Source organism: Dysgonomonas sp. HDW5A, assembly GCF_011299555.1.
Classification (GTDB): Bacteria; Bacteroidota; Bacteroidia; order Bacteroidales; family Dysgonomonadaceae; genus Dysgonomonas_A.
Genome location: NZ_CP049857.1, coordinates 962041 through 981464 on the forward strand (window position 1 = coordinate 962041; position 19424 = coordinate 981464).

Sequence of the window (19424 nt, forward strand, 5' to 3'; positions counted from 1 at the left end):
CCATTAATACTTCTCAAAAGCAGATTTTTGAGGAAATACCTCCTTAAAGCTTCGGCGAAGAGTATTCTTGGCTCTTTTGAAGTCCAAAATCTCTACACTATCATTTAAACACATGATATCGTACTCCTGACGTACAATCTGGTCACATATATGAAGTAGCGAATGGTCTGTCAGATCCACACAGGTAGTATCTTTTACGGTATTATATGGGTGAAATTTTCCCGCAGCCAACTGCCAGTAACGGATCAACCATTGATTTACATCCGAATTAGATCTGAATTTCGAACGACAGGTAAGATGCAATTTAGAGGTTGCCTGCGACCAAACATCATCATAAGTAGATTTCAAAAACGCATTAGGCAAATGAGGATCGACAAAACCCGAAAAATCACGCCAAGGGTATAGCAATATATTGCTTAACAGCTTCAAGCCATAATTAGGAGAAAACCACTTCTGCCAATACTTCCTAATCTGCTGATGTTTATCAAAATATGAATCAAGCACATCCAGGTCATTGATAGCCATATGAATAATACCTCCGCTAGAAGGCTTGGCAGTCATCACACCATAATCGCAAGGCAAGCCTTTCTTGAAGAAGCGCGACGGTTTCAGAGGATTCAAAACATACAAATCGTCATTGAAATAGATGAAATGCTCTGACAGTGCTTCTATACGATGCAGATTCAACTCTATGGTGTTTGCACTGAATGTAGGCAGGTATTCGCCGGGAATAAAGTCTTCGTGCTTCACCCAATTCAATTGGGGATGGTCGAGATTGAGCCATTCAGGGATATGCCCCGATGTTACAAAGTGAATTTTATTGACCCATGGCATAAACTTCTCTATCCCTCTGAACCAGTAACGTAGCAAATCCCAATCCCTAAAACGAATTGCATGAGTATCTCCTATAAGTGATTGACTGGCATATTGCCGAAAGCTTTGCTGCCACACTTTATCCTGTCCATCCACCCAAGGCAATACAATATCGATACCTGATGTATTCATTTATTTTTTGTAAACTATCTTAATAAGCATATTTTATTATTACACCCCTTATTTATAACCTATAATGTTATTGCATTTTCTATAGCAACAAAAGGTCTGCGAGCATTATTCTGCTATAAATATAAACAGAATAATTTTATAAAAGTTTATACCTTTGTTTACATATCAAGCAATGCCAAATATTAATTGCTATATTTAAAAATTATAACAACTTATTGGCATTACACTTACCATAAGAATAAAAAGGTCTGAGACCTCAATGCTATTTTGAATGAAAATTCTTTTATTAGGAGAATACAGCAATGTTCACTGGACTTTAGCTCAAGGATTACAAGCTTTGGGACATTCGGTTGTGGTGGCTTCTAATGGAGACCGTTACAAAAACTATCAGCGAGACATTGATATTACCCGCAACAGCAATAATTTAATTGATACAGTTAAATACATTTATCTTCTCAGTAAAAATTTCAGACAGTTTAAAGGATTCGATATTGTACAAATTATAAATCCTTTTTTTCTGGATCTCAAAGCAAATAAAAATCTCGCTGCATTTAATTATCTCAAAAAGCATAACGGAAAAGTATTTATGGGAGCATTCGGCAACGATGCTTATTGGCTGAAAGCTTGTTTAGATAAAAAAACTTTTCGCTACTCCGAGTTTGACATTCCAAACAGAACAGAATATCTAGACCCTGCCAAAGAATTAATCAAAATTTGGTCTGATAAAGATAAAGTAAAAGTAAACCGTGAGATAGCCGAAAATTCGGATGGTATCATTGCCTGCTTATATGAATATTTTGTTGCTTATCAACCTGAGTTTAGGGAGAAACTCACTTACATACCCGCCCCTATCAACACATCTGAAATAACCTTCAAGCAAAGAAGCAAAGACACTTCTAAAGTCGCTTTTTTCATTGGAATACAAAAACTCAGAAACGAGATCAAAGGAGCTGACATTTTGTACAATTGTTTAAAAGAAATACACTCTAAATATCCGAATGAATGCGTTGTCAACAAAGCTGAATCGGTACCTTATCATGAATACATAACGATGAGAGACCACTCGGACATATTATTAGATCAGTTATACTCATATACCCCCGGGATGAATGCCCTCACGGCAATGGCTCAGGGTTTAGTTGTAGTTGGGGGAGGCGAACCGGAGATGTACAACCTCTTAAATGAAAAAGATAATCACCCCATTATAAATGTGCTTCCTGATGAAAAAGATGTTTTTGAGAAACTCGAAAATCTGATTCTAAACAAATCGAAAATTGCCGATTTATCGAGTAACAGTCGACTGTTTATCGAAAAACATCATGATTATATAAAGGTAGCACAGCAATATTTAGATATATGGTCAAAAGAAAAACTCTTTTAAGATAAAAAAGACAAAATTAAACCTTATTTCTTTACCTTTGTGACATTAAGGTCTCAGACCTTTTTATTGCTTTGGCAAGCTTAGTAACAATTGTTAGTTCTAATTAAGAAACATAGCAATAAAGTAATCGTATCTAATTTAAATAACATAAAATGAAAAAACTTTTTGTCGCATCGGTTGCTCTCTTGATGGCTGTATCAGCATGGGCACAAAAAGACAGCACGGCATCATCCGGCTATCAGTTCTCGGTAGTAAAACAGAATCCCATAACTTCTATAAAAAATCAGGGAAGCAGCGGTACATGCTGGTCATTCTCGGGTGTCGGCTTTTTAGAGTCTGAACTATTGAGGATGGGAAAAGGCGAACAAGATCTTTCTGAAATGTATATCGTACGCCGCAATTATGAAGATAAAGCAGTAAAATATATCCGTTTGAACGGAAGCCTTAACTTTGCACAAGGCGGTTCGTTTGCCGATGTTATTGAAACAATTAATGAGTACGGAGTTGTACCTGACGCTGCTATGCCCGGACTCAGCTATGGAGAAACGGGACACAAACACGGCGAAATGGCTGATGGTCTTACCGGATACATCAACGGGGTAATGAAAAACGGTAACAAAAAGCTTTCAACAGCTTGGTACAACGGCTTTACAGGTATCCTTGATGCTTACTTAGGAGCAAAACCTGAGAGCTTCACATACAAAGGAAAAAATTATACTCCTCAAAGCTTTGCTCAGGAGTTAGGCTTAAACAGCAATAACTATGTGTCATTCACATCATTTACACACCATCCGTTTTACGTACCTTTTGCAGTAGAGGTCCCCGACAACTGGCGTTGGGCATTGTCGTACAATGTTCCTTTGGATGATATGATAAAAATCATAGACAACGCCCTCGAAAAAGGCTACACTGTAGCTTGGGCTTCGGATGTAAGCGAAATTGGTTTTTCGCGCAACGGAATAGCTGTCGTTCCTGATGACAGTGCTCCCGAAAACATCGGTTCAGATCAAGCACATTGGTTAGGTTTATCTGCTACAGAAAAAACCTCAACTATCAAAAAGAAAATTGAACAAGGTCCTGTTAAAGAACTTGCCATCACGCAAGAACTACGTCAAAAGGGCTTTGACAATTACGAAACGACCGATGACCATGGTATGCAGATTTTCGGTCTCGTAAAAGATCAAAATGGAACTAAATACTATTTGGTAAAGAACTCTTGGGGTGAAGCCGGTGCTTACAAAGGGATATGGTATGCATCCGAAGCTTTTGTAAAATACAAAACAATCAGTTTTGTTGTAAACAAAGAAGCTGTACCTAAAGACATTGCCTCGAAATTGAAATATTAAGAGTTTAGACTGTAAGTAAAGTTTGACGAAAACATATATAGGAGTGATAAAAATCACACCGCAGGCAATAGGGGCGTATAATCATACGCCCTTATTCGTACCTATCTAAATTAATCAGCCACATTCGGCACTTGAACCTGCCAGTTCTACATTTCGACCTTTTTCTATCTTTTATTGATATTTTTTGCCTATTTTTGTATCCATTTTTTCAAATTCGATTCACAGATATTTTTATCATTATGAGTTCAAAAGTAAGGGTGCGTTTTGCTCCCAGCCCCACAGGTCCATTACACATCGGAGGTGTACGCACAGCACTGTATAACTATCTTTTTGCTAAACAGCAAGGTGGAGATTTTATTCTTCGGATTGAAGATACAGATTCGCAACGTTTCGTTCCGGGTGCCGAGGATTACATCATTGAGGCACTAACGTGGTTAGGTCTGAATTTTGATGAAGGAACTCACATTGGTGGAAAATATGGTCCATACAGACAATCGGACAGAAAACATATCTACAGAGAATATGTGGATATTCTTCTGGATAAAGGTGCTGCTTATATGGCTTTTGACACTCCTGCCGAACTGGATGCCAAAAGAGCTGAAATCGAAAACTTTCAATACGATGCTTCTACGAGAGGTCAAATGAGAAACTCGCTGACTTTATCGAAAGAAGAAGTTCAGGAATTGATCGACAAAGGCGAAAACTACGTTATTCGTTTCAAAATAGAACCCAACGAAAATATTACTGTCGAAGACCTTATCAGAGGTAATGTGGTAATAAACTCATCGGAACTTGACGATAAAGTTTTGTTCAAATCGGCTGACAATTTACCCACCTATCATCTTGCCAATATTGTAGATGATCATTTAATGGAAATATCGCATGTGATAAGAGGCGAAGAATGGTTACCATCTGCCCCTCTACATGTATTGTTATATAGAGCTTTTGGATGGGCGGATACTATGCCTAAATTTACACACCTTGCTTTACTTCTGAAACCTGATGGAAAAGGAAAGCTAAGCAAACGCGATGGCGACCGTTTAGGCTTCCCTGTATTTCCTCTTCTTTGGACTGATCCTAAAACTCAGGAAGTATCTTCGGGATACAGAGAAAGCGGATATCTGCCTCATGCCGTTGTCAACTTCCTAGCCTTATTAGGATGGAATCCCGGTAATGATCAGGAAATTATGTCAATGAAAGAACTTATCAAGCTATTCTCTATCGAGAGATGTAGCAAGAGCGGTGCAAAATTTGACTTCGAAAAAGGAAAATGGTTCAACCATCAATATATTCAAGCTACATCAAATGAAGAATTAGCTAAATTATTTGCCCCTATTTTAGAGAAAGAAGGCATCCATACCAATATTGAATATATCGAAACGGTTGTAGGTCTTATCAAAGAACGTGCAAACTTAATCTCTGACTTATGGGATCAATCTTCGTTCTTCTTCAAAGCACCTGATAGCTACGATGAGAAAGTAGTCAAAAAACGTTGGAAGGAAGATTCATCGGCTCAGATAGGTGAACTGTGTGACGTATTAAATGGAATTTCCGACTTCTCGGCACACAATCAGGAAGAAATTGTAAAGCAATGGATCGAAGATAAAGGATATCATCTAGGTAATATAATGAATGCTTTCAGACTGGCTATCGTAGGCGAGTCGAAAGGTCCTCATATGTTCGACATCACAGCTACAATAGGCAAGGAAGAAACTCTTGCCCGACTGAAAACTGCCATATCTAAAATCAAATAAGGTCTCAGACCGTTGTATTGCTTTGGCAGACATAAGAAAACTATAGTCTGTTATAACCCAATAATATATGATTAAATATTATCTTTTACTTACAGAGCTTAAGCATGTATAATTTTATAATAGGTCTTTACGCTTTTGTCGTATACATCATATCTCCTTTTCATAAAAAAGCTCGATTGATGGTGAAGGGACACAGAGATGTATTCAAAAAACTTGAAGCCGAAATAGATCCCACCGCCAAATACATCTGGCTGCATGCCGCCTCTTTGGGTGAATTTGAGCAAGGTAGACCCATTATTGAAGATATAAAGGCAAAACATCCACACTATAAGATACTTCTCACATTCTTTTCTCCTTCGGGATACGAAGTTCGTAAGGATTATAATTTGGCTGACATAGTATGTTATCTGCCATTCGACAGAAAAAGCAAGGTAAAACGTTTCCTTAAGTTGGCTAATCCCTACATGGCAATTTTCATAAAATACGAATTCTGGTATAATTATGTCAATCAGCTAAACAAAAGAAACACGCCTATTTACATGGTTTCGGCAATCTTTCGCCCCAATCAGATATTTTTCAGATGGTATGGAAGACTTTATCAAAAGATGCTTCATTTTTACTCGTGCATTTGCGTACAAGACGAAAATTCGAAACAACTGCTCAATAATATAGGAGTAACTAATGTTGAAGTTTGCGGAGACACTCGCTTTGATCGGGTTCTCGAAATAAAAAACAATGCCAAACCTCTTCCTCTTGCCGAGGCATTCAGCAAAAACGAAAAGGGGGAAAAGCATATGACGCTAGTCGCAGGAAGCTCATGGCCAAAAGATGAAGATATATTTGTAAAATATTTCAACGACACTCCGGAGTTGAAATTAATCATTGCTCCTCACGAAATACACGAAGCTCATTTAAACTATATCGAAAGCATTTTGAAACGCCCTTCGATTCGTTATTCTAAAGCAACATTAGAAAATGTGCATCAATATGATTGTCTTATTATAGATTCATTTGGCTTATTATCATCACTATACGGATATGGTAAAATTGCTTATGTAGGCGGTGGATTTGGTGTAGGAATTCACAATATATTGGAAGCTGCTGTATACAGCATTCCTGTATTTTTTGGACCCAACTTTAAGAAATTCAGAGAGGCTCATCAAATAATCGAAGAAGGTGGAGGATATCCGATTCAGGATGAAGAAAACTTCTGGAGTCTGATGAATGAATTTGTAGAATACCCTCAGGTCTTAACTTCTGCCGGAAATCATGCAGGACGATATGTACAGGACAACGCAGGTGTAGTTACAAAGGTAATGCAGATTATTAATCTGAAAGACTGATCGTTTCTTCGCAATTTAAATTGCTTAAATATACTACTTAGCGATAAGTGACTTACAAACGAGACCAACCAAAACAATTGGGCAACCGTCAACATTAAGAGTGCAGTTGTTTAAAAAAGTCCCAGATAACAATTCCGGTAGTTACAGATACATTTAACGAATGCTTTGTTCCATATTGAGGAATCTCAATACATCCATCGCAAGCATCCACTACGGCTTGTTGTACACCTTTTACTTCATTGCCCATTACTATGGCATATTTCTTTTGAGAATCTAATTGAAGGTCATCTAACATAGTACTGTTCTCGACTTGTTCGATAGCAAAAACAGTATATCCATTTTCCCTCAAACTCTCTACTGCCTTTACAGTATCATCAAAATATTTCCATTCCACCGAATGTTCCGCACCTAATGCGGTCTTATGTATTTCAGGATTGGGAGGTATCGCAGTTATTCCGCACAGATAGATTGCTTCAACAAGGAAAGCATCCGAAGTTCTGAACACTGAGCCTACATTATTCAAGCTTCTGATATTATCCAACACAACTACTAAAGGAATCTTAGCAGTCTCTTTAAATTCGTCGGGGGAAATCCTATTTAATTCGGTTATTTTTAACTTTCTCATAATTTGCAAACAGGTCTGCGACCTTTAATCGATGATCATTACACTAGCATACTCGACCTGACCTCCAACGGGTGGATTTCGTTTAGAGATTTTTAGTTCTATTTGTTCAATTTTAGGGAATGTCTTTTTTAACACTCTGACGATGCGTCCGGCAACATGTTCTAGCAGCTTAGACGGAATAGACATTTCTTTTTTTACGAGATCAAAAACCTCAGCATAGCTGATAGTTTCATCCAAATCATCTGACTTAGAAGCACTTTCAAAATCGACTTTCAGTTTCAAATTGATAATAAAGAGATTACCAACGAGTGTCTCCTGAGGAAAGACTCCATGATTGGCATACATCTCAACGTTCTCAAGCAATATGTAAGTTTCCATATCCTAATATATATTAGTAGAAAAATAGAGGTGCAAAGCTAAGTTTTTTTTTTACATTTGTTATCTCATATAATCTCAATTAAGGTTTCAGTCCTTTTTAATAGTTTGGTAAGCATAGTAACCAGAGACCATTATGGGGTAAAATCCAACTATAAATATTTAATGTTACTTATAATTTGAAATATGCTAAATCGTAAGGAAATTGCACCGGCCCCCAGTGGCATGCATAATGTATTGTCAGCAGGAACTGTCCTGACTGGAAACCTTGTAACACAGGATGACATTCGTATCGATGGAGTTATTGAAGGTAATATCATCAGTCGCGGAAAAATCATCATTGGCAACAATGGTCATGTTTCGGGCGATGTTGAATGCCAAACTCTCGACTTACTAGGCAAGGTATCAGGCAATATATTATGTGAAGATACAATTGTACTTAGAGTTACAGCAAACCTCATCGGAGATATAACTACACAAGTTATAGAGATAGAGCCCGGAGCCCGCTTTACGGGATCCTGCAAAATGAAGAGCTAAATACTCAGTTAACAGTTATCGGCCAATAGCTAGCAATAAAATTGTTAAATGCTAACTGTTGCTTGTCAACTGATATAATTTCACTACATAAAAGAATACAAATCATGGCAAACCCAATACAACGCCATCTGGCTTCTCTAAGAAAGTTTCTTGAAGAAAAACAATTACATGCGTTTATAATCCCAAGTACCGACCCACATCTGAGTGAATATCCGGCTGCGCATTGGGCTTCGAGGGAATGGATTAGCGGATTTACAGGATCGGCGGGTACTGTCGTGGTTACACGAGATAAAGCCGGTTTATGGACTGACTCACGTTACTTTCTTCAAGCAGCAAAACAACTCGATAACACGGGTATCGACCTATTTAGAGAAGGCTTACCTACAACTCCAACTATTGAAGAATGGTTAATATCGGAACTCTCCGAAGGAAATAGTGTTGGTATAGACGGTAACGTATATGCTGCGAGCGAAGCTTTCCAATTAAACGTCAAATTAACAATGAACAGATTGCATCTGATAACAGACTATGATCCTTTTGCTGAAATTTGGAAAGACAGACCTCAGATCCCAACAAATACTATTTTTGAACTTCCTGTAAAATACAGCGGAGTTAAAGCATCTAAAAAAATAGCACAAGTTTGCTCTACAATAGAGAAACAAGGAGCAGACTCGCTTCTGGTAGCATCGCTCGATACTATTGCATGGTTATTTAATATCAGAGGCAATGATGTAAAGTGTAACCCCGTAGCTGTTTGCTTTGCTTATGTTTCAAAAAAGGAGACGGTAATATTTATCAATCCAAAGAAATTGACTCAGGAAATGGGTCAGTATTTCAAACAAGAAAATATACAGGTAGCCGATTACGATAAGATTTTCGATTATGTAAGCTCAATTCCTGCACATACCAAGATTTGCTTACAAGGTTCTAAAGTATCTTTTGCTTTATATAATAAAATACCGAAGATGAGTCGGATAATAGATGTTCTTTCTCCTGCCGATCTTATGAAAAGCAAAAAGAATGAGACTGAGCAAGAAGGCATTCGCAATGCTATGCAACGAGATGGTGTTGCTTTAGTTAAATTCCTCATGTGGTTCGAAAAGGCTGTACCAACAGGCGAAGTCGAAGAAATGACTATTGTAGACAAGCTAACCGAATACAGAAGTCAACAAGACTTATATGTAGGCGAAAGCTTCGATACCATTGCAGGATATGGACCTAATGGAGCTATTGTTCACTATCATGTAACGCCCGAAAGTTCGGCAAAAGTTAAACCCGAAGGACTTCAATTGATAGATTCAGGGGCACAATACTTTGATGGAACTACCGATATTACGCGTACTGTTGCTGTAGGTGCTTTAACAGAGCAAATGAAAAAAGACTATACGATGGTACTTAAAGGTCACATTGGTATAGCTACTTGTAAATATCCCGAAGGAACACGAGGTAGCCAGATTGATATATTAGCAAGAAAAGCCTTATGGGATAACGGACTCAATTATTTACATGGAACAGGACACGGAATAGGTCACTTCCTCAATGTACATGAAGGTCCTCAAAGCATACGGATGAATGAAAATCCAACTACATTACAACCAGGCATGGTAACATCCAACGAGCCGGGATTGTATCGGGCTAATCAATACGGTATTCGTATCGAGAATCTAGTATTAACAAAAGAAGATTGTGTAACCGAGTTCGGAGCATTCTATTCTCTTGAAACGCTTACACTTTGCCCGATAGATACTACACCGATAATTAAAGAAATGTTGACTAAAGATGAGATATCTTGGTTTAATAATTATCATCAATATGTATACGACCGTTTATCGCCCAGTCTTTCTACTGAAGAAAAAGAATGGCTGAAAGATAAAACAAAAGCAATATAATATTACGCATGATGTAGGGTCGAACCTATGTGTTCGCCCGAATAGGACAGACACACAGGTCTGCCCCTACGATAAAATGCAGTAATAATTTTCAGATTACTTAAAATGGAATTAAAAAAATGGCTTTAATAAAAGAAGTTAGAGGATTTACACCTCAGATAGGAAAAAATGCTTTTTTGGCAGATAATGCAACAATTATAGGAGATGTAATCATGGGTGACGATTGCAGCGTTTGGTTTAATGCTGTACTTCGTGGTGATGTAAACTCAATCCGCATAGGCAATCGTGTGAATATTCAGGATGGTACGGTTTTACATACTCTCTATCAAAAGTCAACTGTTGAAATTGGCGATGATGTATCCATAGGTCACAATGTAGTAATACACGGCGCTAAAATAGAAAGCGGTGCTTTGATCGGTATGGGAGCCATTGTTCTCGATCATGCAGTGGTAGGCGAAGGTTCTATCGTAGCTGCCGGATCGGTAGTACTGAGTGGAACAATCATCGAACCGGGAAGTATTTATGCCGGAGTTCCTGCTAAATTCGTAAAGAAAGTAGACGCTGAACAGGCTAAAGAAATGAATCAAAAAATAGCTAAGAACTATCTGATGTATTCGGGTTGGTTCAAAGATGAAGAGTAAAGACTCATATCTTAATTATAGCAAAACATAAATACAAAACGGAGCTTTTTTATTAAATTAGTTCCGTTTTCTTCACAAATAAAACACTAAACTGATAAACAATGAAAGCTAAATTTTTACTCATACTCTGTATACTAAGCTGTTCATATTTTATGAACGCCCAAACAATGACTGTGGCAACATACAACATTCGTAATGATGCCAATTCGGACGATGCCAAAAACGGAAACGGATGGAAACAACGTCTACCCGAAGTTTGTAATCTGGTAAAATACCATAATTTCGATATTTTCGGTACACAAGAAGGGTTATATCATCAATTGGAGAATATGAAAGAACAATTGCCTGAGATGGACTATATCGGTGTAGGTCGTGACGATGGTAAGCAGGCAGGAGAATATTCTGCTATATTTTACAAAAAAGACAAGTTTAAGTTACTCGATTCGGGTAATTTCTGGTTAGCCAATAATTCTTCGAAACCCAATATGGGATGGGATGCCGTATGTATCCGCATCTGTTCATGGGGTAAATTTAAAGAAAAAACATCCGGAAAAGAATTCTACATCTTCAATGTACACACCGATCATGTAGGAGTTAAAGCACGCAAAGAAGGAGCTAAACTGATTCTCGAAAAGATAAAAAAAATAGCTGGTAAAAAACCTGTTATATTGACGGGCGATTTCAATGACGATCAAACCAGCGACAGTTATTTGTTATTGAACACCACGCATCAGATACGTGATACTTACGAACTATCGCCTATTAAGTATGCTAACAACGGAACTTTTAACTCTTTCAATTTAACCCGAAAAACAGATGAGCGTATAGACCATATATTTGTCAACAACGACTTTAAAGTTATACGCTATGGTATTTTGACCGATATTTATTGGGATAAAAACAGCCTGCCCCGTATCCCTTCGGATCATTATCCGGTAGCAGCCGAAGTTGAATTCAAAAAGTAAAGGTTATAACCATCCATGAAACAGAAGATCAAAGAGTGGATAAACAGATATAAAACTGCCAAACTTAAATATAAGATAGCCATTCCGGCATGTACTATTTTAGTTATCTGGTATATCTTTTGTCTACCCTCTCCACTCTTTGATGTTCCATACAGCACCGTTGTTTCCGATAGAGAAAACGAACTCTTAGGAGCACGTATCGCCAACGATCAGCAATGGCGTTTTCCTTCGGTCGATTCCGTACCTGAAAAGTACCGCGTTTGCGTAACTCAATTCGAAGACCAATACTTCAAATACCATTGGGGAATCAATCCGGTTTCTCTTTTCAGAGCTATTAAGCAAAATATCACTCAAAAACGTATCGTAAGCGGAGCTAGTACCATTACGATGCAAACAATCCGCCTATCGAGAAAGGAGAAACGAACTTTCGGCGAAAAGCTTATCGAAATGATATTGGCTACCCGTCTCGAATTTTCGTATTCAAAAGACGAAATCATCAGCCTATACGCCTCTCATGCCCCTATGGGCGGTAATGTAGTTGGAATAGAAGCCGCATCGTGGCGATATTTCGGACATCAATCTTCTACCTTGTCATGGGCAGAAGCTGCCACTCTAGCCGTGCTGCCTAATTCTCCTGCAATTATGCACTTTGGTCGCAACAGAGAGAAACTCTTAAACAAACGAAACAACCTACTTAAACATCTAAAGGAAAAGGGTATCATTGACGAAGTCGATTATGAGCTTTCGATAGCTGAACCACTACCCTTCGAACCTTATGCTTTACCTCAAATTGCACCTCACCTTGTTACTAAAATATATGTGGAACAAGGCGGTAAACACATACGTTCCACCATCGATAAACGTCAGCAGTTACTTGTTGAAAATATTCTATCAAGATGGAATGCCGAATTCGCACAGAATGAAATAAACAATATTGCAGCTGTAGTTATTGATATTGAGAAAAACGAAGTGGTTGCTTATTGTGGAAACGTCAATTTCGACAAAAGCATCTCAGCCAATCAGGTGGATGTTATTCAGGCACCACGAAGCACCGGAAGTATATTAAAACCATTTCTTTATTGTGCAATGCTTCAGGATGGGCAAATACTCCCCAACCAACTATTAGCTGATATACCAATCAATATAAATGGCTTTAGTCCTAAAAATTTCAGTTTGAATTATGACGGAGCTGCACCAGCATCCGAAGCATTGGCTCGTTCGTTGAATATTCCTTTTGTTGTATCACTGCGTAAATACGGAATACCTAAATTTTATACTTTATTGAAAGATGCAGGTATGACAACTTTGTCACGTTCGCCTGATACTTACGGACTTTCGCTTATTCTGGGAGGTGCCGAAGGTAAATTATGGGACATTACCTCGATGTATGCTCATATGGCACAATCTTTGAACGATTACAATCGGGAACAGCGTTACTGGAAGCACAAACCGATCTCGTATATCTACAACGAGGATAATAATGAACCGATTGAACGTATTACGAGACCATTATTCGAAGCCGGTGCTATCTGGCTGACCTTTGATGCTCTGACGAATGTAAATCGTCCTGAGGAGATCGACTGGAGGTCAATACCATCTATGCAAAAAATTGCATGGAAGACCGGTACAAGCTTTGGCTTTCGCGACGGTTGGGCAGTAGGAGTCAATCCCAAGTATGCCGTAGGCGTATGGGTGGGAAATTCTGACGGAGAAGGTCGTCCGGGATTAACAGGAGCACGTACTGCCGGAATGGTAATGTTCGATATATTCAATTCATTACCTGCCTCCCGTTGGTTTGTTACTCCGGAAAATGATCTTACAAAAGTCGAAGTGTGTAAAGAAAGTGGTATGTTGACGGGAGTAAATTGCCCCGAAACATCTGCCGATACAATATGGATTACTAAAAAAGGAACGGAAACCGATGCTTGTAATTTCCATATCAGGATAAATGTATCCGAAGATTATAAATACAGGGTATATGAAAATTGTGCCGGAAACAGAGGTATAATACAGACTTCGTGGTTTGTTTTACCACCTTCGTGGGAATGGTTTTATAAGGAACAGCATCCGTCTTATCAGATGCTTCCGCCATTTTCGCCCGAATGTATGGATGAAGACCAGACCAAAACAATGGAGTTTATATATCCGTTTGCCAATGGTGTAATAAGCATACCCAAACAATTGGACGGATCGCCCGGTAAAGTGGTTTTTGAGTTGGCACATCGCAACCCGCAGACCAAAGTATTCTGGCATCTGGATGATACTTATGTAGGCGAAACTCAAAATTTTCACAAAAAAGAGTTAGCACCGGCAATAGGTAAACATAAATTGACTGTGGTAGATGAAACTGGTAGTTCGCTGGTTCTGAACTTTACTGTAAAATAATTACGTAAGCATGCTTATTTTGTGAGCTATTGAACGAATAGGTAACCCAAAATGTTAATAACATAAACTAAATAAAATATGGCATTTATTGATTATTACAATGTACTAGGGCTAAAAAAAGATGCCTCAGCTGATGATATCAAAAAGGCATATCGAAAATTAGCACGCAAATTTCATCCTGATTTGAATCCGGATGACAAAGAGGCGCATCAAAAATTCCAGCAGATAAATGAGGCTAATGAAGTTTTAAGCGACCCCGAGAAAAGAAAAAAATACGATACATACGGCGAACACTGGCAACATGGCGAAGAATACGAGAAAGCCCGTCAACAACAAGCTCAAAGCGGAGGTTTTGGTGGAGGATTCGGAGGTTTTGGCGGCGGTGCAAGCTACAGTTATTCCGGCGATGACAGCGAATTTTCGGACTTCTTTGAATCTCTATTCGGAAACAGAGGAGGCGGTGGTGCACGTTCTGGAAGGTCTCACGGCTTCAAGGGACAAGACTATACAGCCGAACTGCATCTCAGTCTAAAAGATGCTGCGGAAACCCATAAACAAACTCTTGCCGTAAATGGCAAAAATATACGAATAACCGTTCCTGCCGGTATTGCCGACGGACAAGTTATTAAACTACCCAAACAAGGTGGACCGGGTGCAAACGGAGGTCCCGACGGCGATCTGTATATAACATTCGTTATAGCAGAAGACCCTGTATTCAAACGTGTAGGCAACGATCTGTATGTAAACGAGTCATTAGATCTGTACACTGCCGTATTGGGTGGTGAAACCCTTATCGACACTTTATCGGGAAAAGTCAAACTGAAAGTTAAGCCCGAAACTCAAAACGGAACTAAGGTTCGGTTAAAAGGAAAAGGATTTCCTGTATATAAAAAAGACGGGCATTTCGGTGATCTCTACATCACTTATAATGTACAAGTACCAACAGGTTTGAATGAGGAGCAAAAAGAGCTCTTCAAGAAACTGGCTAGTTATCAATCAAAATGATATCACGATGAAAACAGAACTAATTATAATACAAGAATATTGCCGTAATTCACAGGTAGAACCATCTTTTATTGATCTGTTGGAAAACGAGGGACTAATAGAATTGGAAATCATCGAAGGTGAACAATATATAAGAGAGTCTCAGTTACCCGATTTAGAGCGTTTTGCGAATTGGTATTACGACCTGTCAATCAATATTGAGGGTATAGATGTGATACAAAACCTGTTGAAAAAGGTGCAGACTATGGAGCAAGAACTCTATTCTCTACGGAAATTGCATTCGACACGCTTCAGCGATATATGGGAAGATATAGACGAATAAAAAAAGGCATCGATTGATGCCTTTTTTTATTAAATAGAATGCGGTTATCAGTCCTTATTCGAGAAGTATAATTTTATATTGTCTTCCAAAAACAAGATCGCAATTAATACTCCAAATATAACCAGAGTACCGATACCTAGTTCTTTTGATATAACAAAACTGGCAATCCATGATCCTGCTACTGCCAGTATTAAGAGAAAACGCCCTAAGGCTTTACCTTTCAACAATAGCAAACCTGAAATTAAGATCAGCGGTCCTGCAATAAAATTCTCAATTATAAGTTGAGTTATTAAATTAGGATTTTCATCAAAAAAGCCCCTTAAACCAATCAAGCCTAAGGCTCCGGCAACTAATCTGATAACTCCTAGTACAATCAGTACTATACTTACAACTCTTAATGGCTTTGGTATATCCATTTCTTCAATACTATTTAGTGTGTTTAAAATCTATATGGTTCCTTTTTCGGCTGCATCTTCAATATTTTTCTCGGCTTCTTTACTCAACTCCGGATAAGCTATACGGGAGTGATATATGGTCATCAATTTCTCCTTGAATATATTCTTAGCAATCTCAATATCCCTAAAAGTAATAGGAGCATTTCTTAATAAGCCATCATGCATTTGAGAATCCACAAGTTTGTCTACCAAATGAGAGATGGACTCTTCGGTATATTCCTTCAAGCTGCGGGATGCTGCTTCTACTGTGTCAGCCATCATTAAGATAGCAGTTTCTTTGGTAAACGGATTAGGACCCGGATACGAAAAATCGGCTTCGCTTACATCCTCATCCGGATGTTCATTTTTATATGAATTATAAAAATATTTTACTTTTCCCGTTCCGTGATGAGTCGCTATAAAGTCTATTATCTGTTGTGGTAAATTATATTTACGGGCAATCTTTATTCCCTCAGGTACATGGTTTATTATTATTCTAGCACTCTCTTTATAAGAAAGTCCCACATGGGGATTCATTCCCGGAATCTGATTTTCAGTAAAGTAAGCAGGATTTGTCATCTTACCGATATCATGATACAAAGCTCCTGTACGTACCAGCGGTGCATTTGCTCCGATACGGGTAGCCACTGCCGCCGCCAAATTGGATACCTGCATAGAGTGCTGAAACGTACCCGGTGCCACTTCCGACAGTTGTTGCAGAAGGGGTTTATTGATGTTGGATAACTCGATCATACTTACTCCCGAAATAAAACCGAATACTTTTTCGCAGATATAAACCAATAAGTATGCAAACATTACAAACATAAAGTTAATCGCAAAATACAGGAACATCAAAGGATCTATCTGCTTAATATCGCCCTTAAGAGCCAAAGTAACACCGATATAAAGAGAGGCGTATGTGAGTAAAATGAAGAACGAAGATTTAATCAATTGTGATCTTTCAGATAAATCTTTCAAACTAAAGATACACATAAAGCCTACCGGAATCTGTAATAAAAGAAATTCCTGAGGAAAGGGCACCATCAACGAACAGATAATAGCCGTTATCAAGTGTATAAGCATGGCTGTACGTGAATCGATAAATGTACGTACCATTATTGTCGCCATAGCATACGGAATGATATATACATTGAATCCTAATTTGACAAATACTCCAGTCAGCACACATAGTACAACAATCATTGTCAACATAAAGAGGACGTTACGCCGATCGTAATACTCTCTGGGACGGAAAAATATCAGATACGTCATGAATGCCATTATAAGTGCCGCAATGAGTATAACATCTCCTACGACCATCCAATTTTTGCGGGTTCCCGATCCCTCTTTCTGCTCGGTAATCTTTTGTAAGGAATTAAGGATATGTACTGTTTTTGATGTTACAATTTCACCTCTATCTATAATTTTTTGCCCCGACAGAACATTTCCTTCGGCAAAAGGAACCTTCATCAATAGTTCGTCCTTTGCTTTCTTCGACAATTCATTATCTGCAATAACATTGTCATATAGATAATTATTTAGATTTAGCGATTGAATAACATACAATTGCAGGTTGTCAGGGAGGTCATTTATTAGTTTTTCGTAAGCCAGCTTCGAGGTATAAAACGAATTTACATTACGAATAGTGGCCACATTATCTTCATTAATCAAATATAGCTGCTTTAGATTACTGTCTTCCAACTTATCGTAATCTGTGGCAGAAATTAACCCTGCCTGATAAATTTCCTTCATTTTCCGCTGCACATACTGAATATATGCCGCAGGAGTTTCGGCAGCCTGTGCATCATTCGTGAACAGGGTTATTGCTCGCTCCGACCTGAATTTATCAACACTATAATAGGGGATATATTCCTTTAGAATACTATCGCGTTCCTGTTCCAGCTGTGCTTCGTCCTTATAAATAGGAAAATCGAAAGGAGCAGTCACAAGTCCATACCTCCAAGGTTTACCTTCGCTTTCATTATAACTTACCTTACTCTCTCTGGGCGAGAAGTATGCAATAAGTATAATTGCAAATATAAAAAAGGTGGGGGTTGGTATTCTTAGTTTCTTATTTAAATATCCCATATTAATATAATTAAGTTTTCTGACCTGTTTACAGCTTTTTTGCAATAATGAAGTCGTTTTTCGATACTCTAATCGTACTATCTATTGTGATGCATCGTTATAGTAACTATTTACTATAAGCTTTAGTTCATATTTACCAGAAAATCGAAGTCGTCTTTTGATGTCAATTCATAGGGTTCTTTTCCAAACTTGAATATTCGAGCCGAGCGATCACCTATCAACGATAACTTTCCGTTTTCGAAATGTAGAATAGTAGACTCTCTCAAACCTACCACATAAATATCTGGATTTTCGATAATGAACTCATTTATTCTCATTTCGCGTGTTTCTCCACCATGATTTTCAGGATGAGCATCCAGATAGTGAGGGTTCAATTGAAAAGGAACTAAATTCAATGTCTCGAAGCTTAAAGGTGCTACAATAGGCATATCATTGGTTGTTCTTAAAGTAGGACACGCAACATTAGAACCTGCACTCCATCCGATATAAGGCGTACCAGTATTCACCTTTTCACGAATAAGATCTATCAGACCATTTTCCTGAAGCATTCTGGTTAATTTCCAAGTATTTCCTCCACCTATCATAATGGCATCGGCGGTACGAATAGCTTCTTTTGCATTAACAAAAGTATGTATTCCTTTTACCTGAATTCCGACTTCTTGCAAACTGTCATTTACTTTTGCAGCATACTCGTCGTAAGAAAAAGTTACTGCTGCATAAGGTATAAACACTATATTGAGAGGTTTATCTCCTAAAAACTGCTTGATTGTTTGTTTAGGATAGCTCAAATATGGCTCTCCCGGATTAGTTGAATTGCTTAGTAATAATAATTTCATCATTATAATTATTGGTAATTTCTATACAAATTTAAGTATAATATGGTTGGCGTAGTGCATATTGCGAAATAAAGTTTAGTGATCTACCTCTATTTAAACTATCAAAGAGTATACAAACACATCAGATTAAACTCTTCTAATCATTGTTTTTCTATATATTTGCTTATTAATTATCCAAAAAAACTAGATAATGGTTAAACATATTGTATTCTGGAAACTCAAAGAGGAAGCTCACGGAAATGACAAAGCTACAAACGCATCGTTGATCAAAGAAAAGCTCGAAGCTCTTAACGGCAAAATTGAAGGTCTTGTTAAAGTAGAGGTAGGTATTAATTTTCTTGAATCTGCCGCAAATTACGATGTAGCCCTTTACTCAGAGGTTGCTTCTAAAGAGGCTTTAGATTTTTATCAAAATCACCCTTTGCATCAAGCCGTATTACCTTTTGTGAAAGAAGCAGTAAGCAGCCGTATAGCTGTGGATTATGAAATTTGA

General features: G+C 38.1%; 18 protein-coding genes. 12 read left to right on the forward strand and 6 right to left on the reverse strand.

Going from position 1 to position 19424, the window contains the following annotated elements:
• Window positions 1-3 precede the first annotated feature (3 nt).
• Window positions 4-1005: a Stealth CR1 domain-containing protein gene (locus tag G7050_RS04000; protein WP_166111525.1), complete on the reverse strand. Its 1002-nt coding sequence runs from the start codon at window positions 1003-1005 to the stop codon at window positions 4-6.
• A 271-nt stretch (window positions 1006-1276) separates the two neighbouring features.
• On the opposite strand from G7050_RS04000, the gene G7050_RS04005 reads away from it, so the two are divergent.
• From G7050_RS04005 to G7050_RS04020, 4 genes are all read left to right on the forward strand, one after another.
• Window positions 1277-2386, forward strand: a complete 1110-nt coding sequence (locus tag G7050_RS04005) for a glycosyltransferase (protein WP_166111528.1) — start codon at window positions 1277-1279, stop codon at window positions 2384-2386.
• Window positions 2387-2538: 152 nt separating this feature from the next.
• On the forward strand, window positions 2539-3732 hold the full coding sequence (locus tag G7050_RS04010; RefSeq protein ID WP_166111531.1) for an aminopeptidase C: 1194 nt from the start codon (window positions 2539-2541) through the stop codon (window positions 3730-3732).
• Window positions 3733-3968: 236 nt separating this feature from the next.
• Complete coding sequence (gltX, locus tag G7050_RS04015) at window positions 3969-5486, forward strand: glutamate--tRNA ligase (RefSeq protein WP_166117632.1); 1518 nt, start codon at window positions 3969-3971, stop codon at window positions 5484-5486.
• Window positions 5487-5590: 104 nt separating this feature from the next.
• On the forward strand, window positions 5591-6829 hold the full coding sequence (locus G7050_RS04020) for a 3-deoxy-D-manno-octulosonic acid transferase (protein WP_166111534.1): 1239 nt from the start codon (window positions 5591-5593) through the stop codon (window positions 6827-6829).
• Between the two features lie 94 nt (window positions 6830-6923).
• Here the strand turns inward: G7050_RS04020 and G7050_RS04025 are convergent, their stop codons facing one another.
• Both G7050_RS04025 and folB read right to left on the reverse strand, forming a co-directional pair.
• Window positions 6924-7454, reverse strand: coding sequence for an RNA methyltransferase (locus G7050_RS04025; protein ID WP_166111537.1), 531 nt, complete (start codon window positions 7452-7454; stop codon window positions 6924-6926).
• Window positions 7455-7478: 24 nt separating this feature from the next.
• On the reverse strand, window positions 7479-7832 hold the full coding sequence (folB, locus tag G7050_RS04030; protein ID WP_166111539.1) for a dihydroneopterin aldolase: 354 nt from the start codon (window positions 7830-7832) through the stop codon (window positions 7479-7481).
• Window positions 7833-8015: 183 nt separating this feature from the next.
• Here folB and G7050_RS04035 point away from each other — a divergent pair, with 183 nt between their 5' ends.
• The 7 genes from G7050_RS04035 to G7050_RS04065 all read left to right on the forward strand — a co-directional run bounded on the left by G7050_RS04035 (window position 8016) and on the right by G7050_RS04065 (window position 15573).
• Window positions 8016-8366 (forward strand): polymer-forming cytoskeletal protein, encoded by a 351-nt coding sequence (locus tag G7050_RS04035; RefSeq protein WP_166111542.1) that lies wholly within the window; start codon window positions 8016-8018, stop codon window positions 8364-8366.
• Between the two features lie 104 nt (window positions 8367-8470).
• A complete protein-coding gene (locus G7050_RS04040; protein ID WP_166111545.1) occupies window positions 8471-10255 on the forward strand; it encodes an aminopeptidase P family protein in 1785 nt (594 codons plus the stop codon).
• A 119-nt stretch (window positions 10256-10374) separates the two neighbouring features.
• On the forward strand, window positions 10375-10896 hold the full coding sequence (locus G7050_RS04045) for a gamma carbonic anhydrase family protein (RefSeq protein ID WP_166111548.1): 522 nt from the start codon (window positions 10375-10377) through the stop codon (window positions 10894-10896).
• Window positions 10897-11048: 152 nt separating this feature from the next.
• Window positions 11049-11861 (forward strand): endonuclease/exonuclease/phosphatase family protein, encoded by an 813-nt coding sequence (locus tag G7050_RS04050; RefSeq protein ID WP_255499254.1) that lies wholly within the window; start codon window positions 11049-11051, stop codon window positions 11859-11861.
• Between the two features lie 15 nt (window positions 11862-11876).
• Complete coding sequence (gene pbpC / locus G7050_RS04055) at window positions 11877-14246, forward strand: penicillin-binding protein 1C (RefSeq protein ID WP_166111554.1); 2370 nt, start codon at window positions 11877-11879, stop codon at window positions 14244-14246.
• A gap of 78 nt (window positions 14247-14324) precedes the next feature.
• Window positions 14325-15251, forward strand: coding sequence for a DnaJ C-terminal domain-containing protein (locus G7050_RS04060; protein ID WP_166111557.1), 927 nt, complete (start codon window positions 14325-14327; stop codon window positions 15249-15251).
• 7 nt (window positions 15252-15258) lie between these two features.
• Window positions 15259-15573, forward strand: a complete 315-nt coding sequence (locus G7050_RS04065) for a chaperone modulator CbpM (protein ID WP_166111560.1) — start codon at window positions 15259-15261, stop codon at window positions 15571-15573.
• Between the two features lie 47 nt (window positions 15574-15620).
• Here the strand turns inward: G7050_RS04065 and G7050_RS04070 are convergent, their stop codons facing one another.
• The 3 genes from G7050_RS04070 to pepE form a co-directional block, all read right to left on the reverse strand.
• Window positions 15621-15989 carry a hypothetical protein gene (locus G7050_RS04070; RefSeq protein ID WP_166111563.1) on the reverse strand — a complete coding sequence of 123 codons (369 nt, stop codon included), beginning with the start codon at window positions 15987-15989 and terminating at the stop codon, window positions 15621-15623.
• A 30-nt stretch (window positions 15990-16019) separates the two neighbouring features.
• Entirely contained in the window at window positions 16020-18095 is a 2076-nt protein-coding gene (locus tag G7050_RS04075; RefSeq protein WP_166111566.1) for an HD family phosphohydrolase, read from the reverse strand.
• A 122-nt stretch (window positions 18096-18217) separates the two neighbouring features.
• Window positions 18218-18931, reverse strand: a complete 714-nt coding sequence (gene pepE / locus G7050_RS04080; RefSeq protein WP_166117633.1) for a dipeptidase PepE — start codon at window positions 18929-18931, stop codon at window positions 18218-18220.
• Window positions 18932-19121: 190 nt separating this feature from the next.
• On the opposite strand from pepE, the gene G7050_RS04085 reads away from it, so the two are divergent.
• Complete coding sequence (locus tag G7050_RS04085) at window positions 19122-19424, forward strand: Dabb family protein (RefSeq protein ID WP_166111568.1); 303 nt, start codon at window positions 19122-19124, stop codon at window positions 19422-19424.

Coding starts and splice junctions, on each gene's coding strand:
- G7050_RS04025 (WP_166111537.1), bottom strand. CDS start 7,454: ATGAGAAAGTTAAAAATAACCGAATTAAATAGGATTTCCCCCGACGAA.
- pepE (WP_166117633.1), bottom strand. CDS start 18,931: ATGAAATTATTATTACTAAGCAATTCAACTAATCCGGGAGAGCCATAT.
- folB (WP_166111539.1), bottom strand. CDS start 7,832: ATGGAAACTTACATATTGCTTGAGAACGTTGAGATGTATGCCAATCAT.
- G7050_RS04050 (WP_255499254.1), top strand. CDS start 11,049: ATGAACGCCCAAACAATGACTGTGGCAACATACAACATTCGTAATGAT.
- G7050_RS04065 (WP_166111560.1), top strand. CDS start 15,259: ATGAAAACAGAACTAATTATAATACAAGAATATTGCCGTAATTCACAG.
- G7050_RS04085 (WP_166111568.1), top strand. CDS start 19,122: ATGGTTAAACATATTGTATTCTGGAAACTCAAAGAGGAAGCTCACGGA.
- G7050_RS04040 (WP_166111545.1), top strand. CDS start 8,471: ATGGCAAACCCAATACAACGCCATCTGGCTTCTCTAAGAAAGTTTCTT.
- G7050_RS04060 (WP_166111557.1), top strand. CDS start 14,325: ATGGCATTTATTGATTATTACAATGTACTAGGGCTAAAAAAAGATGCC.
- G7050_RS04010 (WP_166111531.1), top strand. CDS start 2,539: ATGAAAAAACTTTTTGTCGCATCGGTTGCTCTCTTGATGGCTGTATCA.
- G7050_RS04020 (WP_166111534.1), top strand. CDS start 5,591: ATGTATAATTTTATAATAGGTCTTTACGCTTTTGTCGTATACATCATA.
- G7050_RS04000 (WP_166111525.1), bottom strand. CDS start 1,005: ATGAATACATCAGGTATCGATATTGTATTGCCTTGGGTGGATGGACAG.
- pbpC (WP_166111554.1), top strand. CDS start 11,877: ATGAAACAGAAGATCAAAGAGTGGATAAACAGATATAAAACTGCCAAA.
- G7050_RS04035 (WP_166111542.1), top strand. CDS start 8,016: ATGCTAAATCGTAAGGAAATTGCACCGGCCCCCAGTGGCATGCATAAT.
- G7050_RS04005 (WP_166111528.1), top strand. CDS start 1,277: ATGAAAATTCTTTTATTAGGAGAATACAGCAATGTTCACTGGACTTTA.
- G7050_RS04075 (WP_166111566.1), bottom strand. CDS start 18,095: ATGGGATATTTAAATAAGAAACTAAGAATACCAACCCCCACCTTTTTT.
- G7050_RS04070 (WP_166111563.1), bottom strand. CDS start 15,989: ATGGATATACCAAAGCCATTAAGAGTTGTAAGTATAGTACTGATTGTA.
- G7050_RS04045 (WP_166111548.1), top strand. CDS start 10,375: ATGGCTTTAATAAAAGAAGTTAGAGGATTTACACCTCAGATAGGAAAA.